The sequence below is a fragment of the Pseudalgibacter alginicilyticus genome (assembly GCF_001310225.1).
Lineage (GTDB): Bacteria > Bacteroidota > Bacteroidia > Flavobacteriales > Flavobacteriaceae > Pseudalgibacter > Pseudalgibacter alginicilyticus.
Map to the genome: position 1 here is coordinate 830,373 of NZ_CP012898.1, position 26,980 is coordinate 857,352.

Annotated in this window: 27 protein-coding genes; 16 read left to right on the forward strand and 11 right to left on the reverse strand. The window is 30.5% G+C overall.

Going from position 1 to position 26,980, the window contains the following annotated elements; translation table 11 throughout:
* Nucleotides 1–243 precede the first annotated feature (243 nt).
* The 16 genes from APS56_RS03395 (at nucleotide 244) to APS56_RS03470 (ending at nucleotide 15,722) form a co-directional block, all read left to right on the forward strand.
* A complete protein-coding gene (locus APS56_RS03395) occupies nucleotides 244–1,344 on the forward strand; it encodes a heparan-alpha-glucosaminide N-acetyltransferase domain-containing protein (protein WP_082379238.1) in 1,101 nt (366 codons plus the stop codon).
* Nucleotides 1,345–1,431: 87 nt separating this feature from the next.
* Nucleotides 1,432–2,217, forward strand: coding sequence for a carbonic anhydrase (locus APS56_RS03400; RefSeq protein WP_054724776.1), 786 nt, complete (start codon nucleotides 1,432–1,434; stop codon nucleotides 2,215–2,217).
* Between the two features lie 17 nt (nucleotides 2,218–2,234).
* The gene (locus APS56_RS03405) at nucleotides 2,235–2,888 is read left to right on the forward strand and encodes an HAD family hydrolase (RefSeq protein WP_054724778.1); all 654 of its coding nucleotides are present in this window, start codon (nucleotides 2,235–2,237) and stop codon (nucleotides 2,886–2,888) included.
* 104 nt (nucleotides 2,889–2,992) lie between these two features.
* On the forward strand, nucleotides 2,993–3,385 hold the full coding sequence (locus APS56_RS03410; RefSeq protein WP_054724780.1) for a hotdog domain-containing protein: 393 nt from the start codon (nucleotides 2,993–2,995) through the stop codon (nucleotides 3,383–3,385).
* Nucleotides 3,386–3,883: 498 nt separating this feature from the next.
* A complete protein-coding gene (locus tag APS56_RS03415) occupies nucleotides 3,884–4,468 on the forward strand; it encodes a TetR/AcrR family transcriptional regulator (RefSeq protein WP_054731123.1) in 585 nt (194 codons plus the stop codon).
* 1 nt (nucleotide 4,469) lies between these two features.
* Nucleotides 4,470–5,135: a Rossmann-fold NAD(P)-binding domain-containing protein gene (locus APS56_RS03420; protein WP_054724782.1), complete on the forward strand. Its 666-nt coding sequence runs from the start codon at nucleotides 4,470–4,472 to the stop codon at nucleotides 5,133–5,135.
* Between the two features lie 16 nt (nucleotides 5,136–5,151).
* Nucleotides 5,152–5,784, forward strand: a complete 633-nt coding sequence (locus APS56_RS03425; protein WP_054724784.1) for an NAD(P)H-dependent oxidoreductase — start codon at nucleotides 5,152–5,154, stop codon at nucleotides 5,782–5,784.
* Between the two features lie 10 nt (nucleotides 5,785–5,794).
* Nucleotides 5,795–6,955 carry an iron-containing alcohol dehydrogenase gene (locus APS56_RS03430; protein WP_054724787.1) on the forward strand — a complete coding sequence of 387 codons (1,161 nt, stop codon included), beginning with the start codon at nucleotides 5,795–5,797 and terminating at the stop codon, nucleotides 6,953–6,955.
* A gap of 259 nt (nucleotides 6,956–7,214) precedes the next feature.
* On the forward strand, nucleotides 7,215–10,520 hold the full coding sequence (locus APS56_RS03435) for a T9SS type A sorting domain-containing protein (protein ID WP_054724788.1): 3,306 nt from the start codon (nucleotides 7,215–7,217) through the stop codon (nucleotides 10,518–10,520).
* A 288-nt stretch (nucleotides 10,521–10,808) separates the two neighbouring features.
* Nucleotides 10,809–11,171 carry a rhodanese-like domain-containing protein gene (locus APS56_RS03440; RefSeq protein ID WP_349267778.1) on the forward strand — a complete coding sequence of 121 codons (363 nt, stop codon included), beginning with the start codon at nucleotides 10,809–10,811 and terminating at the stop codon, nucleotides 11,169–11,171.
* A gap of 6 nt (nucleotides 11,172–11,177) precedes the next feature.
* On the forward strand, nucleotides 11,178–11,444 hold the full coding sequence (locus APS56_RS03445) for a heavy-metal-associated domain-containing protein (RefSeq protein WP_054724792.1): 267 nt from the start codon (nucleotides 11,178–11,180) through the stop codon (nucleotides 11,442–11,444).
* Nucleotides 11,445–11,455: 11 nt separating this feature from the next.
* Complete coding sequence (locus APS56_RS03450; protein WP_054724794.1) at nucleotides 11,456–12,445, forward strand: c-type heme family protein; 990 nt, start codon at nucleotides 11,456–11,458, stop codon at nucleotides 12,443–12,445.
* 12 nt (nucleotides 12,446–12,457) lie between these two features.
* A complete protein-coding gene (gene trxA, locus APS56_RS03455; protein WP_054724796.1) occupies nucleotides 12,458–12,754 on the forward strand; it encodes a thioredoxin in 297 nt (98 codons plus the stop codon).
* Between the two features lie 251 nt (nucleotides 12,755–13,005).
* A complete protein-coding gene (locus APS56_RS03460) occupies nucleotides 13,006–14,337 on the forward strand; it encodes a cytochrome ubiquinol oxidase subunit I (RefSeq protein WP_054724798.1) in 1,332 nt (443 codons plus the stop codon).
* A gap of 2 nt (nucleotides 14,338–14,339) precedes the next feature.
* Complete coding sequence (gene cydB / locus APS56_RS03465) at nucleotides 14,340–15,413, forward strand: cytochrome d ubiquinol oxidase subunit II (RefSeq protein ID WP_054724801.1); 1,074 nt, start codon at nucleotides 14,340–14,342, stop codon at nucleotides 15,411–15,413.
* A gap of 15 nt (nucleotides 15,414–15,428) precedes the next feature.
* Nucleotides 15,429–15,722 carry a hypothetical protein gene (locus APS56_RS03470; RefSeq protein WP_157757597.1) on the forward strand — a complete coding sequence of 98 codons (294 nt, stop codon included), beginning with the start codon at nucleotides 15,429–15,431 and terminating at the stop codon, nucleotides 15,720–15,722.
* Nucleotides 15,723–15,748: 26 nt separating this feature from the next.
* Here APS56_RS03470 and APS56_RS03475 read toward each other — a convergent pair whose 3' ends face one another.
* The 11 genes from APS56_RS03475 to APS56_RS03525 all read right to left on the reverse strand — a co-directional run bounded on the left by APS56_RS03475 (nucleotide 15,749) and on the right by APS56_RS03525 (nucleotide 26,963).
* Nucleotides 15,749–16,747, reverse strand: a complete 999-nt coding sequence (locus APS56_RS03475; RefSeq protein ID WP_054724805.1) for a metal-dependent hydrolase — start codon at nucleotides 16,745–16,747, stop codon at nucleotides 15,749–15,751.
* A gap of 76 nt (nucleotides 16,748–16,823) precedes the next feature.
* A complete protein-coding gene (locus APS56_RS03480) occupies nucleotides 16,824–17,705 on the reverse strand; it encodes a carbohydrate kinase family protein (RefSeq protein WP_054724807.1) in 882 nt (293 codons plus the stop codon).
* A gap of 176 nt (nucleotides 17,706–17,881) precedes the next feature.
* Entirely contained in the window at nucleotides 17,882–18,427 is a 546-nt protein-coding gene (locus tag APS56_RS03485; RefSeq protein WP_054724808.1) for a DUF4251 domain-containing protein, read from the reverse strand.
* A 112-nt stretch (nucleotides 18,428–18,539) separates the two neighbouring features.
* Nucleotides 18,540–19,157, reverse strand: coding sequence for a peptidase associated/transthyretin-like domain-containing protein (locus tag APS56_RS03490; RefSeq protein ID WP_054724810.1), 618 nt, complete (start codon nucleotides 19,155–19,157; stop codon nucleotides 18,540–18,542).
* Between the two features lie 187 nt (nucleotides 19,158–19,344).
* Nucleotides 19,345–20,376, reverse strand: a complete 1,032-nt coding sequence (locus tag APS56_RS03495) for an agmatine deiminase family protein (protein WP_054724812.1) — start codon at nucleotides 20,374–20,376, stop codon at nucleotides 19,345–19,347.
* A 1-nt stretch (nucleotide 20,377) separates the two neighbouring features.
* Entirely contained in the window at nucleotides 20,378–21,259 is an 882-nt protein-coding gene (locus tag APS56_RS03500) for a carbon-nitrogen hydrolase (RefSeq protein ID WP_054724814.1), read from the reverse strand.
* 37 nt (nucleotides 21,260–21,296) lie between these two features.
* On the reverse strand, nucleotides 21,297–22,349 hold the full coding sequence (locus APS56_RS03505) for a glycosyltransferase family 9 protein (RefSeq protein WP_054724816.1): 1,053 nt from the start codon (nucleotides 22,347–22,349) through the stop codon (nucleotides 21,297–21,299).
* An 89-nt stretch (nucleotides 22,350–22,438) separates the two neighbouring features.
* Nucleotides 22,439–23,740, reverse strand: coding sequence for an MFS transporter (locus tag APS56_RS03510; protein ID WP_054724818.1), 1,302 nt, complete (start codon nucleotides 23,738–23,740; stop codon nucleotides 22,439–22,441).
* A 2-nt stretch (nucleotides 23,741–23,742) separates the two neighbouring features.
* Nucleotides 23,743–24,591: a DMT family transporter gene (locus APS56_RS03515; RefSeq protein WP_257720170.1), complete on the reverse strand. Its 849-nt coding sequence runs from the start codon at nucleotides 24,589–24,591 to the stop codon at nucleotides 23,743–23,745.
* Nucleotides 24,592–24,630: 39 nt separating this feature from the next.
* Nucleotides 24,631–25,083 (reverse strand): cold-shock protein, encoded by a 453-nt coding sequence (locus APS56_RS03520; RefSeq protein ID WP_054724820.1) that lies wholly within the window; start codon nucleotides 25,081–25,083, stop codon nucleotides 24,631–24,633.
* A gap of 323 nt (nucleotides 25,084–25,406) precedes the next feature.
* A complete protein-coding gene (locus APS56_RS03525) occupies nucleotides 25,407–26,963 on the reverse strand; it encodes a DEAD/DEAH box helicase (RefSeq protein WP_054731126.1) in 1,557 nt (518 codons plus the stop codon).
* Nucleotides 26,964–26,980: the final 17 nt, after the last annotated feature.

Here is a 26,980-nt window from a genome sequence, read left to right on the forward strand (position 1 = left end):
TGATTTTGCATCACCAATTTTAACAAATGATGCTTGCTAACTTAAGTAGAATTAGCGTGACCACAAAATGAATATCTAATAAATTCAAATTTGTTAATTCTGATTTCCCTCTATAAAAGGGAGTTTAGGCTTCATAAAAACTTTACATGCTGTCTAAATTAATTTTTTTATGAATAATCTATTTAACATGCATAACCTTTCAATTATTTAAAAGTATATTTATAATCGTAAAACCAATTTATATTGCTATCTAATCGATTATATTTTATAGATGCCGTAAGAGCTTTTGCCATTTTAATGATGCTACAAGGTCATTTTATAGACACACTATTAGCACCCGTTTATTGTAATTCTAACAGCAGTGTTTACAACGTTTGGGCTTATTTTAGAGGTATTACTGCTCCTACTTTTTTTACCATTTCTGGTTTAGTTTTTGCTTATTTATTATTGCGAGCCAATGCCAAAGGTGACGATAAACCTCGAATTAAAAAAGGACTTTTTAGAGGATTGCTACTCTTAACCATTGGTTATTCTTTAAGAATTAATATTTTTAGTTGGTTCCAAGGCTCCATCAATACTTATTTTTTAGTAGTAGACGTACTGCAATGTATTGGGCTATCTTTAATCATTTTAGTTGGATTTCATGTTTTATTAAAAAACCATAGTTATATTTTTTCTGTGGTGCTCTTCTTATTGGGATGTTTGTGTTTTGTTTCGGAGCCCCTTTATAGAAACCTTACTTTAGAAACTGTTCCTAAATTTCTTGCTAATTATATGACTAAAACAAACGGGTCTGTTTTTACTATTTTACCATGGTTTGGGTATTCTGCTTTTGGAGCTTTTTTATCTACTGTATTTTTTAGGCATGTACATAAAAACCTATTTAAAGTAATTACTATCATTATTTTTTTTACAGTAGGATATTTTTTGATAAACCATTCTTCTTGGTTTCTATTAACACTTAATAATCTTACTCATATTGAACTATTTAAATTGAGTGCTAATTATAACTATCTTTTTTCAAGATTAGGTGATGTACTTGTTTTGTTTGGTTTATTTTATGCTTTTGAACAATTTTTAAAACAATCAATTATAACTAAAATAGGAGAAAAAACACTTTCGATTTATGTAGTACATTTTATCATACTTTATGGCAGTTTTACAGGCTATGGACTTAAAAAATATTTGAATAAATCTTTAGATCCAACCGAAGCTATTATTGGTGCTATTCTTTTTATGATACTTGTGTGTTTTATTTCTTTCCATTATGCAAAAACCAATCATCTTGTTTATAATTTAATTCGTAAAATGACTGGTGAATTCAAAAACGAAAGCAACTCATAATTAAAATGCAAAACATGACAAATAACATACTTTGTCCCACAGATATCTTTAATTTTGCAACATTAAAACTTTCCAAATATTTATATTATGAACACAAAAGCCATTTTGCTTTTTTGCGCCTCGCTTTTACTTAACTTTTCATGTAAACACGAAAATAAAATAACACATACTCCGGAAGCTGCACACTCACAACATTGGAGTTATACTGGTGAAACATCTCCCGAACATTGGGTTGAAATTGAAAAAAATTCCGACTGCAATGGCAAGTACCAATCTCCAATAAATATTATTGATAAAGATACTGACTCTGTAAAAACAAAAGACAATTTAAAAATACTATACTCGCCAACCACACTTTTGAGTAAAGTTATAAATAATGGGCACTCAATACAGTTTGATTTTGAAGCTGGTGATTCTATCAGTTATAAAAATGAAATTTTTCACCTAAAACAAATTCATTTCCATGAACCTTCTGAACATAAGATAAACGGAATTATTTACCCCATTGAAATGCATTTGGTACACCTTAGTAAAACAGGTAAAATTACGGTGTTAGGTATTTTAGGGGAAGAAGGGAATCAAAGTCCTCTTTTTGAGTTTTTTGAAAGTTTCATTCCATTAGAAAATGGTGCAACTAAAGATATTCATCAAAAAATTGATTTATCAAGTTTATTTTTAGAAGATAAAAATTATTATTCCTATGATGGTTCATTAACAACCCCACCATGTACCGAAAACGTAAATTGGGTTGTATTTAAACAGCCAATTATTTTATCCGTTGATGAAGTAATTAAACTAAAAAACAACATGCCTCTAAACAATTATAGAAATGAACAGGCTTTAAATAACCGCATTGTTAAATTGAATTACTAATATTAATTTTTGAAGACATGAAATATAAAGCTGTTATTTTTGATTTAGACGGAACCCTTGTTAACTCTATTGAAGATATAGCAGATGCCATGAACATTGTACTTAAAAGCTATAGTTACCCTACACATAGCTATGAAACTTATCAAATTTTTGTTGGAAGTGGTATAAAAAGCTTAGTAAAAAAAGCATTACCAGCAGTACATATAAATGACTCTTTAATAAATACTGTTTTTAACACCATGATGTCTGTTTATAGAAACCAATGCACAAATAAAACAAAACCTTATCCTGGAATTATAGACCTGTTAGATGTTTTAAAAAATAAGCAATTAAAAATCAGTATCCTTTCTAACAAAGCAGATGAATTTACTAAAAAAATTGCCTCAACTCTATTTCCTGATTATTTTAACCCTGTTTTGGGCTTGAAATTTGAAGCTCACAAAAAACCAAGCCCTATTGTTGCTTTACAAATATGTAAAGAATTACAAGTAAAGCCTGACGAAACTCTTTATGTAGGTGATACATCCATAGATATTCAAACAGCTTTAAATGCCAATTTGCTTCCCGTTGGAGTTTCTTGGGGTTTTAGAGATATAAAAGAATTAAGAGATACTGGAGCAAAACACATATTAAACCACCCCTTAGATTTGATTAAAGTTTTACAAACATAAAATTAATCTATTGATTTTTAATCTTATCACTTCCATTGTATAGGTTTATAATAATACATACCCAACTGTGATTAAAACATCCTTTAACTAAATAAAAAATAAAAATGACTATTAATACTCACCATTTAGCTTCAAAAAAATTAATAGGAACAGCAACATCCTTAGAAAAAAATTCTGCTATAGTTAAGTTAACAATTTCCCCGGATATGATTGTAGATACCTACAACTTATCTCATGGTGGGTTTGTTTTTGGTTTAGCAGATTATGCAGCTATGTTAGCTATAAACAAACCTACCGTGGTATTAGGTAAAGCCACTACAAAGTTTATAAAACCTGTAGTTTTAAATGACGAAGTAACCGCTTTTGCTCATGTTATTGAAAGTTCTGATGAAAAAAAAATCACAGTATCTGTTATTGTAAAAAATCAAAACCAAGTATTGGTTTTTGAAGGAGAGTTTGTTTGCTTTGTTTTAGATAAACATATTTTAGAAAGTTAGTAATTATTTAAATAAACTAAAACTTGTTCATATTATCTTTAATAAACACCACCCCGTTGAATAAATTAGATAAAAAAGAAGGCATACATTAATAATATAAATAACTTTTTTTAATGTTAATACAGTTAACTTATTTTTTTGAAATTCAATTTCAGTAAATACTATAATACATTTTTAATTCAGGGTTTAGCCGAAACTTTTCAAACGTTAAAATATTGTTTTAATTTAATTATATTTCTTTTCAGCAATTAAAACAAAGTCAAATTATATTTGCCTGATTGTAAGTAAACTTATTCAACAAAATAAATAAAATCAATACTTCTTTTTATCATATTCTGTTGTGTGTTATTTTATATTATACCCTTAAATTCATTGCTAACTTATTACAACCTACCTTTATGTCAACCACTACCTTTTCGATGTTTGTTTAAATCTTTGTTAAAAAAAAGAATGAACATTCATTTTTTATTACATTTGCACTATAATTTATTATTTGAAATGGCAAAACTTCAAAAAAGTATTGATAAACGTAATGCATTAATTAAAGCAACTATCGAATTAGTTAATAATAATGGTTTTCATGCAACACCAATGAGTAAAATTGCAAAAATAGCAAACGTTTCGCCCGCTACAATTTACTTATATTTTGAAAACAAACAGGATTTGGTTAATCAAACTTATATTGAAGTGAAAGCCAAATACACAAAATTTGCTTTTCAAACTTATAATAAAAAAATGTCAGTAAAAGATGGTTTTGAAAGTATATGGAAACGTATTGCCGATTTTAAACTTAATGAATGTGAAAATGCCATGTTTTTAGCGCAATGTGATAACACACCCATGATAGACGAATACTCTAGAAAAGAAGGCATTAAACATTTGCAACCTCTCCTCGATCTTTGGGAACGCGGAAAAAAAGAAGGGGTTATAAAACAAGTATCAAACTACATATTATATGCCTATGCCATTAATCCACTATCTTTTTTAATGATAGCTCAAAAACGTGGAGATTTACAATTAAATAAAACTCACTTAGAAGAAGCCTTTCAATCTGCTTGGAACAGTATAAAAGTTTATAAATAACATGAAAAAATCAGCAATTATATTAGGAGCTACTGGTTTAACGGGAAATATACTGCTTCATAAATTAATTACAGACATTAGGTATGACAGTATTAAATTAATTTCACGTTCAAAAATTGAAGACTTACCTAACAAAGTCACTCAATATATTGGTAACCTTTTAGAATTGGAACAATTTAATTCAGATTTTTTAGCAGACGAAGTATACTGTTGTATTGGAACAACAGCCAAGAAAACACCAGACAAATCACTATACAAACAAATAGACTATGGGATTCCTGTAATAGCTGCTAAATTAGCCAAAGAAAACAATATTGATACTTTTCTAGTGCTTTCTGCAATGGGAGCCAATAAAAAAAGTAAGTTGTTTTACAATAAAATAAAAGGTACTATGGAAGAAGATGTATTACAATATAGTATAAAAAACACCTATATTCTAAGGCCTTCAATAATTGGTGGGAAACGCAAAGAAAATCGTTTATTAGAAAAAATTGGATTGATTGTATTTAAAGTAATTCAACCTTTATTCTTTGGCAATTTAAAACAATATAAAATTACTGACCCAGAAGATATTGCACAAACCATGCTAAATTTAGCAAACAACTCAAATAAAACCGAAGTAATTATTACTTCAAATGACATAAAAAAACTTTCAAAAAATAATTAAAAACAAAATTGAACACATGGAATTATTAGATAAATTGAATTGGAGATATGCTGCAAAAGCTATGAATGGCGAAAAAGTAGCTGAAGACAAAATAGAACGAATTTTAGAAGCTGCTCGTTTAGCTCCAACTTCAAGTGGTTTACAACCTTTTGAAATTATAGTCGTTAAAAATCAAGAAATAAAGGAAAAAATTAAATCTGTAGCTTGGAATCAGTCTGTCATTACAGATTGCTCACACCTACTTGTTTTTGCTGCTTGGAACACTTACACGGCCGATAGAATTAATTATATGTTCGATTTAACCAACGAGATACGCGGATTTAAAAATGAAGGCTGGGAAAATTACCGCCAAATGCTTTTAAATGCATATCCACAAAAAGATGCTGAAGAAAACTTTAATCACGCTGCAAAACAAGCTTACATAGCATTTTCACAAGCAATTACTGCAGCTGCTTTTGAAGGTGTTGACGCAACTCCTATTGAAGGTTTTACGCCTTCCGCAGTAGACGAAATTTTAAGTTTAGAGGAAAAAGGTTTACGAAGTGCCGTTTTATTACCATTAGGTTACAGAAAAGAAGAAAATGATTGGTTAGTAAACTTAGTAAAAGTTAGAAAACCTATGGAAGATTTAGTAACTGTGATTGAATAAAACGAATAATATGAACCCTTTTGAATTTAAAAATCCTACCAAAATTATTTTTGGAAAGGATTCAATTAAAAAATTAGAAAATGAAATTCCTACAGATGCCAAGGTATTATTACTTTATGGCGGAGGAAGTATAAAAACCAATGGTATTTACAATCAAGTAAAAAAAGCTTTAGAAAAAGTTAATGTTACTGAGTTTGGAGGTATTCCTGCAAATCCAGAATATGCTGTATTAATGGATGCTTTAAAAATTATTAAAAACGAAAACATCACTTATTTATTAGCCGTTGGTGGTGGTTCCGTTATTGATGGCACCAAATTTTTAGCTTCGGCAGCAATATATGATGGGGATACACCTTGGGATATTTTATCTAAAAATATTAGAACAGAAAAAGGCATGCCGTTTGGTACAGTATTAACCTTACCAGCAACAGGTTCGGAAATGAACTCTGGAGCCGTTATAACACGTGAGGAAACAAAAGAAAAACTTGCCATGGGTGGTCCTGGATTATTTCCTGAGTTCTCTATTTTAGACCCTCAAGTTATTGCTTCTATTCCCCAACGTCAATTAGCCAATGGTATAACAGATGCCTTTACTCATGTTTTAGAGCAATATATGACCTACCCTGTTGAGGCCTCATTACAAGATCGATTTGCTGAAAGCATTTTACAAACACTAATTGAAATCGCTCCAAAAATATTAAAAGACCCTACAGACTATAAAGCTGCATCTAACTTTATATGGAGTTGCACCATGGCTTTAAATGGATTAATTCAAAAAGGCGTTCCAACAGATTGGGCTGTACATGCTATGGGTCACGAACTAACAGCTTTATTTGGAATTGACCATGCTCGAACACTTGCTGTTATTGCTCCAAGTCATTACAAGTTTAATTTTGAAAGTAAAAAAGAAAAATTAGAACAATATGCGGAACGTGTTTGGAATATCACTGAAGGTTCGATAGATAGTAAAGCACATACTGCTATTGAAAAAACAATTACTTTTTTTCATGAATTAGGAATTAACACCAAATTATCTGACTATACAAAAGATTATGACGGAACCGCAGAGGAAATTGCTAAACGATTTACAAATCGTGGTTGGTTAGGTTTAGGAGAACATCAAAGTTTATCACCTGATAAGGTTGAGAAAATTGTTAAAATGACATACTAATTCTATCTCAACAACAATAGAAACTTAAAGAGTTGAATGTTAACATTCAACTCTTTTTTTATTACATTTTATTATTCAATAACATTCATTATTCTCTAATATATAAAAGAAAAACAATCCACAAGCAGTACAATCATAAAAGACCTAAAGAAACAATTAATTAACTAATAACAAGTTTATTTAACCGATACATCATATTAAGTTTTAATTGGATTAATACTGCAGAACTAATTTCGGTTTTTAATCCAAAAAAAACATTATGTATAAAAAAATTACCTTTTTTAGTGCTTTATTACTAACTTGCTTCATTGGCTTTTCTCAGGCTTCTTTAGAAATTACCGAAATCTGGCCAGGAAATGAACCAGGTTCAAACTTAACGTCAGATTGGTTTGAAATTAAAAACAATGGAACTGCTGCTTGGGTTTCTGGTGTAGATGCCGATTTGTATTATGATGATGATTCGAAAGATCCTACTGCCGCTGATATTATTACTGGTATAACAGACATACAACCAGGAGAACGTGTTATCGTTATACTAGGAGAAGCTACTGAAGTTACTGAATTCACCTCAACCTGGTCTGTAGATTACGATTTAACTGGAATTAAAATTGGTTATTCGGATGGCTCTGGCTTAGGCAACGATGGCGATGGTGTCACTTTGTTTTTAGGTGCATCTCCATTAACTGTTGATGATATAATTGATTATAAAACATACCCAAACGCAAATGCCAACGGAGGACAGTCTTACGATTTAGAATTAGAAACACCTGCTTTTAGTACCGTTGCTAATGCAAATAATGCTGCAGCTACTAACATTATAAATGATGAAGGACAAGCTGCTATTGCTTCGCCAGGTAATCAAGGACCTATAACGCCTTCAACACTTGTTATTAGTGTAGATACAGCAAACTTAACAACATTTTTAAATTTACCAGAAACCAACGCAGGTTATGTAAGTGGTGTTGTAAACGATCCAACCGACCCTGCAAGCACTATTGGTATTCCTTTTAATATTATAGATGCAGAAACACCTGTAGCTGATTTGACAGTAACTGTTAGCAGTAGTGACGAAACTACAGTTCCTAATACAAATTTAGTATTAACAGGAACAAATGGTAATCGCCTGTTAACTATTACCCCTATAGCTTTAGGGTTTTCAACCATTACAGTAAGCGTTGAAGATGCGGATATGAATACGTCTACTTATACCATTAATTATGCGGCATCGGAAGCTTCAGTTTCACCTACAACAAGTCGTTTTTATACAGGAGCTTCAGATGGTTCTGCTGGCATAGCAATAGAAGACAACTATATTTGGATTGCTGATGATGAAGATCAAACCATTCGGTTATACGATGGTAACCAATCAGGTTTACCTATTCAATCTATTGACTTTAACGCAGATTTAGGTTCTACTGAAGAAGCCGATTTAGAAGGTGCCTTCAGATTAGGAAATACAATATATTGGAATGGTTCTACGGCTGAAGAAGATAGATCCGTGATTTTTACAACTACTATATCAGGTACAGGTGCTACTTCAAATTTAGTATACGGAGATAAGTACACCAGCTTGCATGACGATTTATTAGCTTGGGATTCGAATAATGAACATGGATTAGGTGCCAACTATTTTAATTTAAACACCATAGTAGAAATTGAAGCGTTAGCTTTAGCTCCTAATAGCACTACAACAGCATACTTAGGTTTACGTAGTTCTACATCAGAAAACAAAGCTATTGTTATTCCTGTAACTAACTTTGTAAACTTACCAGGTATGCCTGCTGGTTCTGCTGCTTTTGGCACTCCTATATTACTTGACTTAAAAGGAAGAAGTTTAAGAAGTATGGAATGTAATGAAAATGGTTGTATCTTAATTGGCGGGCCTTTTGGAACTAAAAATGACTTTAAACTTTATACTTGGACAGGTAATGCTGTTGATACCCCAGAATTAAGAAGCGTAGATTTAACAGCATTAAATACAGGTGGTTCGTTTGAAGGCTTAGTTGCCTTACCTAATACAACTTTTTTAGGAAGTGATGGAGATACAGATACACTAAAACTATTAGTAGACTTAGGAGCTACAGTTATTTATAATGATGGTGAAGAAAATAAAGACCATCGTGGTGAATGGAAAAAATTTAGAACAGACATTATTACTTTAGGAGCTGTAACCTCTCCTACTATTAAAGCACCAATTATTAATGAATTTGTTGCGGATCATATAGGCAGTGATACATCACAATTTGTAGAAATTTATGGAGATCCTTTTACTGATTATTCATCATACACTATTGTTGAAGTTTCTGGTGATGATGGAACAACTGGTTTAATAAACAGTACTTTTACCTTAGGAACAACCAATGAAAATGGCTATTGGACAACGCCTTATCAAGATAATGTAATAGGTAATGGAACCATAACACTATTGTTAGTAGAAGGTTTTACAGGATTACTTGGAAATGATGTAGATGTAAATAATGATGGAACTTTAGATATGCCTTACTGGAATACTATTGCTGATGGTATTGCTAGTTCTGATGGAGATATTTCAGATTTTGTTTATGCGCTAAATTTAACTCCAAATTTTGATGCTGCTAACCTTAAAGTTGGAGCCGCCTCACGTATTCCTAATGGTGTAAATACAAATTCAACATCTGATTGGATTAGAAATGATTTTGATGGTGAAGGTCTGATAGGATTTACAGGAACACCTATAGACGGTGAAGCTATTAATACACCTAATTCATATAACAAATTGGTTGGTCCGTTGTTAAATATTACAGAAATTTGGCCAGGAAATGGAGCTGGTGAAAACCTTACCGCAGATTGGTTTGAAATTACTAACAATGGCCCAATAGCATGGACTCCTGCTTTAGGTGCTCTTTATTTTGATGATGACTCCCAAGATCCAGCATCTGCTGTTTTAATAAGTGGTATTACTTCTATACAACCAGGAGAATCTGTAATTGCTATTGACGCCGCTAACACAGATAATTTTATAGCTGTTTGGGGTGGTGTTTATAACCTTACAGATGTTCAAATAGGATTATATGCTGGAGCCGGTTTAGGTGGCGGTGGAGATACTGTTACTTTATGGATTGGAGAACCTACTACTGTGGGAACAATTGTAGATGTTGAATCTTTTCCAGATACAAATTCAAATCCTGGACAATCATATGATGTAGAAAAAGGTGCTTTTAGCAGTCTTAATGAAGCACCATATATGCCAGTTGCAACTGCAATAAACGATATGGGAGAACCTGCAATAGCTTCGCCAGGAAATCAGGGGCCTACATTAAGTATCACAGATATTGATACTAACACAAATAGCATTAAAGCTTATCCTATTCCGTTTGATGATGCGTTGCATCTACAATTAAATACACCAGTAAATATTACATCTACTGTTCAAATTGTTGATATTTTAGGAACTGTGGTATATAGCAAAAAAATGGAGTTATCTAATACTGCTAATACAGTAGAACGTGTAGCAACATTGCCTTCTGGAATTTATATTTTACATATTTCTGAATTAAATATTGCTTTGAAGATTGTAAAAAAATAATCTTCTTTATAATTGCAAAAAAGCCAGTTAGTTATCACAAACTAACTGGCTTTTATATTTAAATTATTTACATCTGTATATAATTGCAACATACCTTTTTATTCCTAATATATTAACACATAATACAAGATTATCATAACTTTTTTTCATATTTTTATATGTACTTTCATGGTATTTACATTAAAAAATAGTTTTTGTGTTCAATCTTATTTTTTATGTAACATACGTTACTAGGTAATATTTCGACATAATTTAGTTTTACAACAATTGTTTAATTAATTAACACAAGTGAAACACATAATTATCATGTCTATATTTACCACTTTATTTGGTGTCAAAGCTATTCAAAATAGTGCTATTGAAATATTAAACCCTAAAGAATACAAGTCACAAATTGAAAACAAAAAAGTACAATTAATTGATGTAAGAACATCAGGGGAATTTAAAACTGGTCATATTAAAAATGCAAAAAACATTGATTTGTTTTCAAAAAATTTTGCTGATGAATTCAATAAACTCAATAAAGAGGAGGTGCTATACATATACTGTCGAAGTGGCGCCCGAAGCAAGCAAGCTTCCAATAAATTAGTTGCTATGGGTTTTAAAAAAATTTACGATTTAAAAGGCGGTATTCTAAATTACAAACATTAAATACAAATGAAAACTTCAGTTATAGTACAAAATTTAAAATGTGGTGGATGCTCAAAAACCATAACTAATAAATTATCAGAAATTGAAAATATTTCAGATATTAGTATAGATATTGATGAAGGTAAGGTGTCATTTAATTATTTAAATAGCACAGATGTACTTTCTGTAAAAAATAAACTTAAAACTTTAGGTTATCCGACTATTGATGATGACAATAATATAGTTTCTAAGGCAAAATCTTATGTAAGTTGTGCTACTGGAAAGTTTTCATAATAAAACAAATCATGAAAAACATATTTATAATATTAGTTTTTTCTGTTCTTATTATTAGTTGTAACAATTCTAAAAATAAAGAACATACTATTATAAATAAGGAAAAGGAAACTAATAACCATCCTGGTAAAAAGTTAATGGAAATTAATTGCTATACGTGCCACAGTCCATCCGCTAATGAAAACAATCGTATTGCTCCACCAATGATTGCTATAAAAAAGCAATATATAAATAGCCATACCACAAAAGAACAATTTATAGCAGACATGCAGGCTTGGATTAAAAATCCAAACGAAAATAATGCTAAAATGTTTGGAGCGATTAAACGTTTTGGAGTTATGCCTAAGCAACCATATCCTGAAGAAACCATCAAACAAATAGCAGATTTCATGTACGATTTTGATATTGAGCAACCTGAGTGGTTTGATGCCCATTATAGTCAGGAGCGAGGTTTAAGACTTAGACAACAGGGTCAAAGTATAAAAAACCAACAGGCAGAAGCTAATTTTCAAGATATACCTTATGGTGAACGCGGTTTAAAATATGCTTTAGCTACAAAAGCTGTTTTGGGAAAAAACCTAATGGGGACCATTCAGAAACAAGGGACTTTAGAAGCATTAATATTTTGTAATGAAAAAGCATCTCCGTTAACAGATAGTATGTCTATAGCTAATCACGCCATAATTAAACGTGTTTCAGACAAACCAAGAAATAAAAATAACCAAGCAAATAGTAAAGAATTAGTATATATTAATTCTTTTAAAGCAGATATTAAAAATCAAAAAGAACCAAAACCTATTGTGAGTCAGATTAACAACAAAGTACATGTGTTTTATCCCATTACAACTAATACCATGTGCTTACAATGCCATGGAAAACCTAATCAAGATATAAAAATCCCAACATTAACTAAGCTTAAAAATTTATACCCACAAGATAAAGCTATTGGTTATGATATAAATGAAGTTAGAGGTATTTGGAATGTTAGTTTTGACAAATAAAATATATCAGGTATGAGCAAATTTTTAGAAATTATAAATCAAGATACGCCCGTTTTAGTTGATTTTTTTGCAGAATGGTGTGGGCCATGCAAAATGATGAGTCCTATACTAAAAGATGTAAAAGATAATTTAAAAGAACGGGTAACTATAATTAAAATTGATGTTGATAAAAACCAAGACTTAGCTTCAAAATATCAAGTTAGAGGGGTGCCTACAATGCTTTTATTCAAAAATGGGAAACAGGTATGGAGACAATCTGGTGTGGTTCAAAAAAATGATTTAATTAACATTATTACTTCTGCAATTTAAAATAATGCTATTTTTTAATAGCTCCAAAAATTTAATTCCTAACAAAACACTAAACGTAGTGTAACATGTGTTACAATAAAGGAAATTATAAATATTACTTTAACAGAATTAATATTCTTTTGTTAAAATACTCTTTAATAAAATTAATAGCAACTTTAAGGCTGTCATCTCTCGGACAGTCTTTTTTTTGTGATAAAAGTTACTCTAAATTAACTTATTGCTTTGTATTTTTGAAAACATAATATCGATATATGGAAGACATGATCTTTTACGATAGATTGCAATTTGCATTTACTATCACTTTTCACTACATATTTCCACAATTAACTATGGGATTATCGCTTATGATAGTCTATTTTAAATGGAAATATCTCCGAACCAAACTTGAAAAATATAATAATGCAGCAAAATTTTTTATGAAAATTTTTGCCATTAATTTTACAATGGGAGTTGTAACAGGTATTCCAATGGAATTTCAATTTGGCACCAATTGGTCAAAATTTTCTGAGTTAACTGGTGGTATTATAGGACAGACATTAGCTATGGAAGGTATGTTTTCTTTTTTTTTAGAATCCTCTTTTTTAGCCCTATTTATTTTTGGGGAAAAGCTAATGGGACAAAAATTGCACTTCTTAACTGGTTTTTTAGTGTTTTTAGGCTCGTGGGCAAGTGGCTGGTTTATTTTAGCAACCAATGCATGGATGCAGCACCCTGTAGGTTATGAAATTTTAGACAATGGTAAATTTGTTTTAGAAAACTTCTCTGCACTTTTTACTAACCCTTGGCTTCTACCCGCTTTTTTACATAATCAATTCGCTTCTATTGTAACATCAGCTTTTGTTGTAGCAAGTATTGGGGCATTTTATATTTTAAGAAATAAACAAACCGAGTACGGGAAATTATTTTTAAAAACTGGAATTGTTTTTGGATTGATTTCAAGTATATTGGTTGCTTTTCCTACTGGAGACTGGAATGCTAAAAATGTTGCTACATACCAACCAGCAGCTTTTGCTGCAATGGAAGGTATTTTTGAAACAGAAGAAGCGGGAGCTGAAATTGTACTTATTGGTCAACCTAATATGGTTGAAAAAAAATTAGATAATAAAATTGCAGTTCCCAATATACTAAGCTTTTTAACCCATCAAGATTGGAATAAACAAATCCCTGGTATGGATCAATTTGAAGAAAACGAATTACCAGATAATATTCCAGCACTTTATTATTCATACCATATTATGGTTGGTTTAGGAACCATATTTATTGGAGTCATGGTAATAGCACTTTTCTTTTTATGGCGAAAAAAATTATACACCTTAAAACCATTGCTTTGGGTTATTATGCTTTTGGTACCTTTTCCTTACATTGCTAACCTTACAGGGTGGTATACCACAGAATTAGGAAGACAACCCTATTTGGTTTATGGATTATTAAAAACGAGTGAGGGTATATCTCCTACCGTTTCATCTGGTAATACATTGTTTACTTTACTTGGATTTGTGGCTTTATATATGCTATTAGGTTTATTATTTTTAGTCTTAGTTGGCAAAACTATTAATGAAGGTCCAAAACATCAAACACATTAATTATGGAAATATTTTGGTATATAATAATAGCGATTGTATTAGCTATGTTCTTTATTTTAGATGGTTATGATTTTGGAGCAGGAATTATTCATCTGTTTTTTGCAAAAAAAGAGAAAGATAAAGAAGTCATTGCTAAATCTGCTGGCTTATTTTGGGACTCTAATGAAGTCTGGTTAGTTACTGCTGGTGGCATGCTATTCATGGCTTTTCCTACTTTTTATGCATCCGTATTTAGTGGTTTTTATCTGCCTTTAATAATTGTTTTATGGCTAATTATATTTAGAGCTATTGGTTTAGAGTTTAGAAGCCAATTTAAATATCAAATGTGGAAAGATATATGGGATACTTCTTTTGGTGTTTCCAGTTTATTATTAGCGCTATTTTTTGGTATCGCATTAGGCAATATTGTTAGAGGGGTAAATTTAGGAAGTGTAACTAACGGTGTATCCGCACACGAAGGCCTTTATTTTTTTCTGCCATTGTGGAATAGTAGTTTTAGCCCATTAGCGGAACATCCTGGAGTTATAGATTGGTTTACAATAATCATAGGGTTTATATCTGTGATAACCTTGGCTATTCATGGTGCTAATTGGATTATTTTAAAAACCAATTCAACTATAAACAACAAACTAAAAAGCGTCATTTTTAAGCTAAATATAATATTGACAATTCTTACGGTTTTCTCTTTATTTGTATGGCAAATAGTTAATCCTAATTCTTTGGATAACTTTTCTAACAAACCATATTTAATTATATTTCCTATTGTCTATTTTATCGGGCTTATTGGCTTGTTTTTTATCAAAAAAATAAAAAAAGACAGCCATGCTTTTGTTTTATCAAGCTTATTAATTGTTGGTGGAATTACATCTACTTTGGCCTCATTATTCCCCATTATATTACCTTCTATTAATAATACGCATGAGCATTTAACCATTTATAATACATCTGCTTCAGAATATGGTTTGTCCGTAGCTCTTACATGGGGTATTATTGGCTTTATTCTACTATTTATTTATATAATAATACAAAAGAGATTATTAGCAGGAAAAATAGATCATATGGATTATGGTCATTAAAATATACAGATTGTTATGACGGGAACATTAATTTCTTTGATTAGTATTCTTATGGGAATAATTGCAGCTAATAGCCTTGGGCATGCTTTTAAAAAAAAATCATTTGGTATTATAGGAAATACTATTGCGGGAGTTTTTGGAAGTATTTTATTTATAAAAATTTTTGGAAGAATGGGCTTTGACCCTTGGTCGATAATTAATAATGGTGATTTTGATGGCTTCCGATTAGCGATAAATATGCTCATATCTGCATTAGGAGGCATTTTTGCTCTATTGTTTGGAAAAATGATATCTAATAAAATCAATTAGAAATATAAAGAGTAATTTCTTTTTAATTAATTTCCTTTTAAACGCATCCATAATTCAGATAGCAGTTTTTTACCATCTCTTGTATCCTTTTCAACTTCAACAAATTGAACTCCACCTTTAGCATCTATATTTATTCTATATTGAAAAACAAAACTTTCAGATTTAGGTGCTAAACTTAATAATCCAAATCTTAAATCATTAAAATAAAGATTCTTTTCACCTTTAGTTATAGTGTACCAACCTTCAGAAATATCTAACATACGCTCCACACTCTCATTTTCAACAAGATTACCCAAAAGTTCATGATTTTTAGGATAAGTTACAAATGTGATAGGTTGTGTATCAAAAAATGAATAATTAGCCAATAAATAAGCATCTTCTGTTTCCACATTAGCACTCCATAATATTGTATTTAAAGGCGAAGGTCTTGTATCTAATTGAAGATAATTTATCTGTTGTTTTTTTAAAGCAGATTGAAACTGAGTAAACGCCATCCATTTCAAAAAAAATGTTAATATTAAATATGAAGAACTTAATATCAATCCTATTTTATTATAAAAAAAACGTTTTTCAGAAGTCCTGTTTTGCCACATAGCAAGTATTAAGAATACTAAAAGAGGTAAGGTATAAAGGGGGTCAATAACAAAAATAGTCTTAAATGCCAATCTTAAATCAAAAGGCCAAAATAATTGAGTCCCCCAAGTAGTATGCGCATCTAATATTGGGTGTGTAATAAATGCCCAAAAGAACAGCCATGACCAGCCTTTAAAATCTTTAAAACTTTCATATTGAGACACTAACCAAGCAAAAATAGGTGCAAAAAGTACTGAAAACACAATGGAATGAGTAAAGCCTCGATGTATGGAAAGTGCTGATACAGAGTCTGTAAAATGCGATGCAAAAACATCTAAATCTGGAATAGTACCTGCTATAGCGCCATACAACATGGCTTTATTTCCAACTTTTCTACCTAAAACTGCTTCGCCAACAGCTGCCCCTAATACTATTTGAGTTAATGAATCCATATAGTTAGCTAAAGTAAGTCTTGGTTATCAAACAACACCAAAATACTTTAATATAAAAAAACCTTTTGTTGTTTGTTTAACTACCTATCATTTTTTGAATTGCTTCAGGCTCAATATTGGGGTTTGCACCTTCGTTACCTGCAACCAGAGCTCCAACTGCACATGCAAAATTAATAGCATCTTGTGGTGGAGTTTCATTTAATAATTTACTTATTAATGAGGCTAAAAACGAATCACCAGCTCCAACGGTATCTACAACTTTAATTTTATAACCACTATTACTATAAAATATATTGTTATAATATAAAACAGCACCGTCACTTCCTTTGGTAACACAAATGGTATTTGTATTCGTTTGTATGGCTATAAATTTTATATTTTCTTCTAATGATAGAGTTTTACAACCTAACTTATTAGCAATTTCTATAATTTCTTCATCATTAAATTTAATAAAATCTGCTTCATTCATTAAATGAGTTAAAATATCAATCGTATAAAAAGGGGCTCTTAAATTAACATCAAAAATTTTATATTTTGCTAATTTCAAAAGTGTATACAATGTGTTTTTTGAAACTTCATTACGAGTTACTAAACTTCCAAACACCAAAGCATCTGCTTGCTGCAATGTTTTTATTGCTGTTTCTGTTACCTGAATATTATCCCAGGCTCTAGGAGAATTTATAGTATACGATGCTGAACCAGTGTCATCTAAAACAACTTTTACTTTGCCGGTTTTTAAGTTTTCATCAACTTGAATACTTTCAACATATATGCCTTTTTCTTTTATAAATTCAACAATTTTATATCCATTTTCATCTTTACCAATACTACTAATCATTGAAACATGATTACCCAAAGATTGTAATCTAATAGCAACATTTAAAGGTGCTCCTCCAATTTTTTTATGTGTTGGAAATACATCCCACAAAACTTCTCCAAAGCAAACTATATTTTTCATTTAATTTATATTTAAAATGTTACGATTAATTGGTATTTAAGATTAAAGAAGAATCTCAAAATTTAGTAAACCTTATTTTTATTAAAATTTTGGCTTGAATAATATTTGGTAGAAACCTCAATAAGTAAAAATAAGTATTTCACTTGATAAATAACTTTTAAAACCTTAATCTGGTGTTATTGAGTAATTAATTCTACAGTTCCTGAATATTGAATTGAAAACCGAGACATACCCGATAGTGCCATATTGCTTCGTAAATTTGGGTATATTTTTACTGAAACATTAAAATTTTCTGATTTACTTTTTGCTTCAAAAGAAATAGTATAACTATTATCCTTATTCTTTGCACTCGTATAATTTTTTATGATGCCATTAAATTGTATAGCACTGTTTGTTGCACTATAATCTACTTGCATTTGACGTTCGCCAAAGTATGGTAAATAGGATGTAATACTATCTCCTGAAATAGTTAAGTGATTATAATTTCCAATTAAACTAATTGCATTTGCAGAATTTCCAACCCCTAATAAACCTGAGTTTGCTATTTGCTGCATAGCTGCTGTTGTTTGCGGATAAGCCCAATCTGATTCAATTCTAAAATGTTTATCTCGAACTAATTGATCAAGTGCATCAATACTTGCCTGACTAACATTGGTTTTTAATGAAGAACAAGACACCAATATAAGTGCAATAGAAATTATATAATACGCAAAGGGTTTCATTTAAATTTTATTTGAAATACTCCCTAAAATACAAAAATATACTGAAGCGAAATGAAACGAATCAGTATATTTCTAAATAGTAAATAACGCCTTTTCTACTATTAAATTTGTTTTAAAGCGAGTTTTCATAAACCCCTTCTCCTAAAACAATGTCTTTTTGCGCAATAAACACTCCTTCTTTCTTATCCAATTTAAGAATAGCATCAATACCTTTACGTTCTAATTTTTTTCTACAAGATTTTGTTAAAGCTGGATCATCGTCAAAAAGAAATGAATACATATTATATTCTGGTTTTCCTGGTTCTTTTATTATAGGATGAATGGCTTTAAATTCTCCACTACGATAGTATTTACCAGGAACAAATGTATAAAATGTATATTTTCCATCTGCATCTGTTTTTATCCAGCTTCTATTATGAACATAGCGTTTGTTATTATCTATTTTCATTTCATATTCACCATTTTCATCAGGTTGATAAATAAACAGAATAACGTCTTTTGCTGGTGTAACACCATCTGCTAAATAAATAGTTCCTGTTATTTTTAGCTTTGCTGATTTGGTTTCATAATCTGGAATACTATCTGTATTATTTAATTTAGCTTCTGAATAATCATAAATGGGGCTACGATTAACATAATCAGAAGAATCCTTTGTAGTTTCTTGGGCTTCAAGTATAAAGTTTGCACTTATAAAACAAACAAACAGTAGTAAATTTAATAAATTTTTCATGAGGGAATATTTTGTAATTACCTCAAATCTAATTGATTCATGCTTTATGATAAAAAAAAATACACAAACGTATTATAATTACGATGAATAGATTAACAGTAAATATGAATTGCAAAATTTGACGATGAAATTATAATTTTAAAAAAACTAAGTCCATCAGTAAATATAAAAACATACGAATTATAATTTATTTTTCTGGAATCTGTTGACTTAAGCAATGCAATGTTCCAAACCCCCAAATAAGATCAATAGCATTAATACCAATAATTTCTCTCTCAGGGAAGCAATCAGTAAGAACGTTTAAAGCTACTCTATCATTAGCATCATTAAAGGTTGGAACCAACACGCAGTTATTTAAAATAAGAAAATTAGCATAACTTGCAGGGAGTGTTAAGCCATCAAAAACAATATCCTTTGGCATTGGCAAAGTTATAATGTTAGGGCTTTCTCCATTTTCTAACAAGGCATTTTGTAATATTTTTAAATTATCTTGAAGTGCTTTATAATTAGGACTTTTAGTATTATTTTCTACAACCGTAACAATCGTATTTTTATTTACAAATCGACATAAGTCGTCAATATGACCATGCGTATCATCTCCTATAATACCATCGCCTACCCAAATAACATTGGTAACGCCTAAATATTCTTTAAAAATAGCTTCATAATCCAATTTAGTAAACCCTAAATTACGTACTTGAATTTTTGGGTGTAATAAACACTCTTTGGTTGTTATTAACGTTCCATTTCCATTCACTTCAATAGCTCCTCCTTCTAAAATAACTGGTTTTCCTTTATAGGTTGCTTGAGTTAAAGGCATATTTAAAAAATCTGCTATTTTTTGAGGCACGAACTTATCTAACTGATGATTAGAATATTTAGCCCAACCATTAAAATTAAAATTTATAGCTTCACGTTGAGAACCATTCATCACAATTATAGGTCCTGAGTCACGCATCCAACTTCTATTTGTTTTATGTATAATAAAAGAAACCTTGTCAAGATTTACAGTCGCTAATATTAATAACTCCAAAACTTTGCGTTTAAGTTTATCGTCTGCTACAATAAGGAATACCTGTTCATAAGCTGATATTTTTTTAATAAATTCAACAAATGCCCATTGGATAGCCTGATATTTTCCTGGCCAATCGTTACCATTGTGAGGAAAACAAAGTAAAATACCTTGTTGCTTTTCCCATTCTGCTGGAAATCGTCTCATTTTAATCTATAGCTCTTTTTGTAATATCTCCAAAAGCATCAATACGTCTATCTCTAAAAAATGGCCAGTTCTGACGCACATTTTCTTGCAAATCCAGATCTACATCAGCCATAATAATTTCCTCTTGGTTATGTGATGCCTGTGCTAAAATTTCACCTTGTGGTCCTGCTATAAACGAAGCTCCCCAAAACTCTATACCCGCAGTGTTAGGTAAATATTTTTCCAGTCCAATTCTATTTGCTGCAGCAACATATACACCGTTGGCTACTGCATGTCCTTTCATAACATTCATCCATGCACCATATTGATTAGGCCCATATTGCTCTTTTTCTTGAGGATGCCAACCAATAGCTGTTGGATAAAATAAAACTTCAGCGCCTTTTAATGCTGTTAATCTTGCTGCTTCTGGATACCATTGATCCCAACAAATAAGTGTTCCAACATTTCCTTTTTTAGTATGGATGGTTTTAAAACCTAAATCACCAGGTGTAAAATAAAATTTTTCATAAAAATGAGGGTCATCTGGTATATGCATTTTACGATACAAACCTGCTTCACTCCCATCAGTATCAATTATATAAGCACTGTTATGATAAATACCTGCCATTCGCTTTTCAAAAAATGGTACTATAATAACTGTTCCTAATTCTTTAGCAAGTTTGCTAAATGCCACAAAGGAGGTGCTATAAAGTGGTTCTGCATAAGCAAAATTGTCAGTATCTTCGCTTTGACAAAAATAATGGCTGCTATAAAGCTCTGGCAAACAAATAACTTCTGCACCTTGTTTTGCAGCTTGTTTCACCCAACTAACACACTTTTTTAAATTGTTTTCTGGAATATCATTCAAATTTAATTGAACAACGGCTATGGTATATTTCCTCATTTTTTATCGAAAAATTATAGGCTAAAAATAATAAAATTTATGATTGATTTAGCACTTCTTTTATAGAAGCAATACAACAATCAGTATCACATGATTGGGTGTTAATAGCAATACTTCCATTTCCATAAGGCTCATAAATAGGTAGGTTTGATCTTGAAAACAACCCTATTGTAGTTGTTAATGCTGCACTTGCTAAATGCATAATACCACAATCTGCACCTATATACATTGAAGTGTTTGCAAACAAAGCAGCCATTTCACGAACATCTGTACTGTATAATGACAGTGCTTTGAAGCCTAATTGTGACACATTTTCTACTGGTAACACCTCAATAATATTATAGTCTGGAAACGCAGTTAAAAGTTTTTGATAAAACTCATTCCACCAATCTTCGGAATAGCATTTATCTGCAGTTGCAAATGTATAAAGCGCTAAGGTTTTTTTATCGTTCTTAACCAAATCATCTAGTATTTTCTTTCCTTTCAAAATTTCTGAAGCACTAAGTTTTAAATTCAATAATGGCATGGGTTTTTGCCTTCTATCAATACCTATTTTCAATAAAAATTGCCTAAAATTATAAATAGGGTATTTGGCAATATGAACAAAATCTTTATATTGAGATGTTTCTGCTTCATCAATATCTCCAAAAATTTTAAAAGTTCCTTTAGCTAATTTAGTTGAAAGCCTTCCTGAAGAAGAATTTTTATCACCATTAATAACTAAATCATAATGGTATTTTCTAATAAAAAACCATCCTTTAAAATAACCAAATAAATCATTAAAATGTTTTTTAGGAAGTTTAATTATATAATCAATTTGATTATAATTCTCAAATAAAATAGGAGCTACCCCTCCTTTTACAAATAAATCTATCTTACAATTAGGAAACGCTTCAATAACCTCTTGTACTAATGGAGTTATTAATAGCATATTTCCTAACCTATGATTCGGTCTTGAAATTAAAACACGTTTAATATCTGCATTAGGATGTTTTGCAATTTGTTCATCTAAAGATTGATTTCCAACATTTTTTGTTAACGCATTTGTTAACTTTCGTCTTTTGGCATTAATTTTTCTTGAAAAGGACATCTAACTAATTTAAATTTGTAAAATTACATTTTTTTAAACTCACCAACCAACTTCAGTTAAGTCTGCTTTTAATTTATAAAATGTTTTTTTTATTGTGGATTTTTAACTTTAAAAAAAGCACCAAGCAAAATAACTAAAAACCCTAAAGTAACATAACTTATATAGCTATATGAACCTAAAATACTAAAACAATAACTAAACATACTTGGAGCAATAGCACTTGCAATAACTAAAAAACTCATGACTTTACCTGTTATTGAACCCAAATATTTTCTACCATAATAACGTGGCCACGTAACCGCATTTACTACTGAAAACAACCCGCCTAAAACTCCTAAACCACAAATAAGCATATAAAGTCCAATAGGGTTTGACAAAAACATTAACCCAATAGAAGCCAAAACACCACTCAAAATCATGATTAAGATGTAAATTTTATGTTTCATGTAGTCACTCAAAATATTACATAAAGTTGATACAGAAATGGCAATGATTGAAATGGGTAAAAAAACAGAAATGGCCTGAGATTTAGTATAATCTTGACTACCAAATATAGAAACCACATGAAAGGTAAATCCTGTAGAGAAAAAACTATTAAAAGCTAATATAAAACCAATAACCCAAAAAGCTCTTGTTTTTTTAGCCTCTTCCAAAGTTAAGTTGTTCTCAACATGCTCTATTCTCACTGCTTTTTTATTTGAAACACCTCCATCAGGTTTCATCCCAAAATCTTCAGGTTTATTTCGGTAAAATTGTAGAATACAGAAACTAAAAATAAATAAGCATAAAGCTAATAACTGCCAACTAGTTTCCCAACCATTATCATCTATTAATTTATTCATCAATATTGGAGAAGCCGAAAAACCTAATGATACCCCAATACTACTAATAGAATTAACTTTGCCTCTATGTTTATCAAACCACATCATAATCATATTACGAGACGACATGGTTAAAATACCTTGACCGCTAAATCTTATTAAAAAAAATAAACCCGTTATTACGGTAAATGGAATGAACCAGATTTCTCTATTTAGTAAAGATGAAATGGCCTGACTAATGTTCACTGAAAATGAACATAAAATCAACGAAAACCCTAATAATACAGTTGCAAAAAACGCCACATATCTCGCACCATACTTATCAAACCAAACACCTGCTTTACTTACAAAAAAAGAACTAAAAAGAGTACCAATCATATAAGCATTGCTAAATTGATTGCGAGACAAGCCTAAAGCATCTTTTACGGGATCAGTAAAAACAGAGACTCCTACTGTTTGTCCTGGAATACTGGCTAAAACACCTATACTACCAAAAATTAAAACAATATATCCGTAAAAAACAGGAGATTTATTGGGGTTTATTAAAGAGAATTTATTCGGACTACTCATTTTTATTGTAAATCAGCACGTCCTTTATACAGACCATTTAATACCAATCCTAAAATTATCAAAATGATTCCTAACAAACTCCATAATGTGTATATTTCACCAAAAATAGTTAAGCCTAATAGAACAGTAAAAATAACTTCTGCATATTTTAATGGTGCCACTTGGCTGGTACGCGCTAACTGAAATGCTTTTGTCATATAAACTTGACCAAAATAACCAAAAACACCTAAAGCGAAAAGGAACAACCACTCCATTCCAATTGGTGCAACCCAGCTACCAATAGACAAAATACCTCCAACAATAGTGGAGATAATCATAAAATAATTAACAATAACTACTGGATGCTCACTTTTTCCTATCTTACTGATAACAACATACACTAAACCACTAAAAATAGCAGATATCAAAATAAGTAATAATCCGTAAGAATCTAATTCAGTATCCAATCCTTTAAGAATTAAAACACCAATAAAAGCAATTATAAAAAACAACCATTGAAGTTGTTTTATTTTTTCCTTTAAAAAATAAACAGCAAAAATAGCAGCAAAAATAGGAGCTAAATAACGTAAAGAAACTGCCGTGCCAATTGGCAAATATTTTGTAGACATAAAAAATAAGGTCATGGAAGTGACCCCTACCAAGCCTCTTAAAATAAGTAGTTTTTTATTGCTTCCTAAAAAAGGAATCTTATTTTTAAAAAGGAATCCTAAAGTAAAAAACAGAGAACTTAAGGATCTAAAAAAAACAATTTGATACGCACCAATGTTTGTTAAGAACTTTACGCTTGCATTCATACACGCAAATGCTAATGTACTGATAAGCATAAACAAAACTGCTTTTTTTATATCCAAAAAAGAAAAGTATTAATGTGAACTAATAAAAGTTTGTTATTATATTTTTTTAACACGAACAGCATTCATGCCTTTTTGCCCACGCTCTAATTCGTAAGTCACTTTATCATTTTCATTGATTTCATCAAGTAATCCACTTACATGAACAAAGTATTTTTCCTGATTAACACTATCAATAATAAAACCAAACCCTTTTGAATGGTCAAAGAAAGATACCTTACCTTCATTAGCTTTAAACTCTTCTTCAGGTCTATCTTCTTTTTTAGGAATACCAATTTCTATGCTTTCGGCTTCCACTTTTACTTTCATATCTGGATCTGGTGGTGTATCTGTTAAGTTTCCATTAAAATCTACATAAGCAAACTGAATCCCTTGAGGATTTTCCTTTGCCTCTGCTCTACGCGCTTCTTTTTTCTTTTGCTTTTCTTCTCGCTTCTTTAAACGCTTTTTTTCTTTTTCAATTTTATTAAATGTAACTTGAGATTTTGCCATAGTTTATATTACCAAATTTTTTATTCGAAACTTAAAAAATTTATCAATTTAAAAAAATAATATGTTTTTTTAACTTTCTAATGAGTTATTATATGGTGTAAAGATACGTTAAATTAAGAATTTATAATATTGAAATGCAAAATATTACTTATAACCCATTAAGATTTCGTCAATTATTTTTTTATGCATCGTTTAACACATTATTCATAATAATTTTGAAGTGTAGAACAGCTATATCTAAAAAACAGCTGATAAAACGTTAAAAAATAATCTTGAAAAGTTCTAACTAATAAAAACCTTAAGAAAGTAAATGCTTAATAGAGTTATTCTTCTGGAGGATACCCATGTATTTCTTCAAATACGTCATCAAAATTAGATCTCAAATAAGCGTTTAGTTTCTTTTTATAATCTCCTTTTAACCATTCTACAAAATTATATGTACTTTTGCTAATACACTTTGTGTAACGTTGAATTCTAAAATCTACATCATCTCCCAGTTTTTTGGCTAAAGCTAATGCATCATAAACATCTTCACTATTTTCAATACATATTTTAGCATGCTGTGCTATAGAACGCTCTAAAACTACTTTAGAAGATTCTCCACTTTTAATGGAGTCTACATAGGTTTTTTGAATGTCAAAATAAACATCTTTTGATTTGGCAAACTCAGCACGCAAATCGTCTGGCATTTCATATCTAAAATTACTTTCTAAATCATCATCACTTAAAATAGAATCTAAATAATAATTAGGTGACTTAAATATGCGTTGCCAATCTAAATCTTCACCCCAAGCTCCAAAACGATGAAAATTATTTCCCAAATCAATTACGATAAAAGTTTTCTTATCCTTTAACACACGTGAACCACGACCAATCATCTGGTAGTAAAGCGTTAAAGATTTTGTTGCTCTATTTAAAATAATACTTTCTACCGTTGGCTCATCAAAACCAGTGGTTAAAATACTTACTGAGGTTAAAATGGCTCCAGGCGTTTTTTTGAACCACTTTAAAATCATAGCTCGTTCCTTTTTAGTATTGGTATTATCTAAATGTGCAATAGGGTAGCCTGCTCGTCTAAAAGTATCATATACATGTAATGATGTGTTAATACCATTATTGAAAATAAGTGTTTTTTTACCTTTTGAACGTTCCTCATATGCTTGCAACAATTTGGTAAGCATGTCGTTATCTGTATATAAGTCTTCAGAAGATTTAACCGTATAATCACCATTAGCTCCAACAACCAAAGAAGTTAAACCTACATTATAACTAAACATTTCAGCACGTGCTAAAAACCCGTTTTGAATTAAAGACTCTATAGTTTCTCCTACTATTAATTCATCATAATTATCGGTCATAGGTAACTCCATGCTGGAACTTAATGGGGTAGCTGTTACTCCTAAAATAAATGATTGACTGAAAAACTTGAATAATTTAGTAAAGGAATTATAATGTGCTTCATCAATAATTACCAAACCAATATCTGATATATCTAATTTATCGTCATTTAAACGGTTGTTTAATGTTTCAACCATAGCAACGAAACAACTATAATCTGCTTGGTCACTCAAATCTGCTTTACTATCCACCACTTTGTTAATAACACCAAATTCTGTAAGCATACCAGAAGTTTGCTTACAAAGCTCTATTCTGTGTGTCATAACTAAAACCTTCTTTTTATGATGCTTGAGATATTGGCGTACCATTTCAGAAAAAATAACGGTTTTACCACCTCCTGTCGGCAATTGATACAGTAAATGATAGTCATCTGGGGCTTCATCAAATAAATTGAAAATTCTATCAATAGCTCCTTTTTGATAACTATATAAACTTTTACCTTCGTTTCTTTCTTCTAATTCTAAAGTGGAAATTTTCGACATATTTTTGGTTTTCAGAC

Excerpts from the sequence above, each read along its gene's own strand:
- APS56_RS03400 (WP_054724776.1), top strand. The coding sequence starts at position 1,432 with ATGAACACAAAAGCCATTTTGCTTTTTTGCGCCTCGCTTTTACTTAAC.
- APS56_RS03405 (WP_054724778.1), top strand. The coding sequence starts at position 2,235 with ATGAAATATAAAGCTGTTATTTTTGATTTAGACGGAACCCTTGTTAAC.
- APS56_RS03410 (WP_054724780.1), top strand. The coding sequence starts at position 2,993 with ATGACTATTAATACTCACCATTTAGCTTCAAAAAAATTAATAGGAACA.
- APS56_RS03415 (WP_054731123.1), top strand. The coding sequence starts at position 3,884 with ATGGCAAAACTTCAAAAAAGTATTGATAAACGTAATGCATTAATTAAA.
- APS56_RS03420 (WP_054724782.1), top strand. The coding sequence starts at position 4,470 with ATGAAAAAATCAGCAATTATATTAGGAGCTACTGGTTTAACGGGAAAT.
- APS56_RS03425 (WP_054724784.1), top strand. The coding sequence starts at position 5,152 with ATGGAATTATTAGATAAATTGAATTGGAGATATGCTGCAAAAGCTATG.
- APS56_RS03430 (WP_054724787.1), top strand. The coding sequence starts at position 5,795 with ATGAACCCTTTTGAATTTAAAAATCCTACCAAAATTATTTTTGGAAAG.
- APS56_RS03435 (WP_054724788.1), top strand. The coding sequence starts at position 7,215 with ATGTATAAAAAAATTACCTTTTTTAGTGCTTTATTACTAACTTGCTTC.
- APS56_RS03445 (WP_054724792.1), top strand. The coding sequence starts at position 11,178 with ATGAAAACTTCAGTTATAGTACAAAATTTAAAATGTGGTGGATGCTCA.
- APS56_RS03450 (WP_054724794.1), top strand. The coding sequence starts at position 11,456 with ATGAAAAACATATTTATAATATTAGTTTTTTCTGTTCTTATTATTAGT.
- trxA (WP_054724796.1), top strand. The coding sequence starts at position 12,458 with ATGAGCAAATTTTTAGAAATTATAAATCAAGATACGCCCGTTTTAGTT.
- APS56_RS03460 (WP_054724798.1), top strand. The coding sequence starts at position 13,006 with ATGGAAGACATGATCTTTTACGATAGATTGCAATTTGCATTTACTATC.
- cydB (WP_054724801.1), top strand. The coding sequence starts at position 14,340 with ATGGAAATATTTTGGTATATAATAATAGCGATTGTATTAGCTATGTTC.
- APS56_RS03470 (WP_157757597.1), top strand. The coding sequence starts at position 15,429 with ATGACGGGAACATTAATTTCTTTGATTAGTATTCTTATGGGAATAATT.
- APS56_RS03475 (WP_054724805.1), bottom strand. The coding sequence starts at position 16,747 with ATGGATTCATTAACTCAAATAGTATTAGGGGCAGCTGTTGGCGAAGCA.
- APS56_RS03480 (WP_054724807.1), bottom strand. The coding sequence starts at position 17,705 with ATGAAAAATATAGTTTGCTTTGGAGAAGTTTTGTGGGATGTATTTCCA.
- APS56_RS03485 (WP_054724808.1), bottom strand. The coding sequence starts at position 18,427 with ATGAAACCCTTTGCGTATTATATAATTTCTATTGCACTTATATTGGTG.
- APS56_RS03490 (WP_054724810.1), bottom strand. The coding sequence starts at position 19,157 with ATGAAAAATTTATTAAATTTACTACTGTTTGTTTGTTTTATAAGTGCA.
- APS56_RS03495 (WP_054724812.1), bottom strand. The coding sequence starts at position 20,376 with ATGAGACGATTTCCAGCAGAATGGGAAAAGCAACAAGGTATTTTACTT.
- APS56_RS03500 (WP_054724814.1), bottom strand. The coding sequence starts at position 21,259 with ATGAGGAAATATACCATAGCCGTTGTTCAATTAAATTTGAATGATATT.
- APS56_RS03505 (WP_054724816.1), bottom strand. The coding sequence starts at position 22,349 with ATGTCCTTTTCAAGAAAAATTAATGCCAAAAGACGAAAGTTAACAAAT.
- APS56_RS03510 (WP_054724818.1), bottom strand. The coding sequence starts at position 23,740 with ATGAGTAGTCCGAATAAATTCTCTTTAATAAACCCCAATAAATCTCCT.
- APS56_RS03520 (WP_054724820.1), bottom strand. The coding sequence starts at position 25,083 with ATGGCAAAATCTCAAGTTACATTTAATAAAATTGAAAAAGAAAAAAAG.
- APS56_RS03525 (WP_054731126.1), bottom strand. The coding sequence starts at position 26,963 with ATGTCGAAAATTTCCACTTTAGAATTAGAAGAAAGAAACGAAGGTAAA.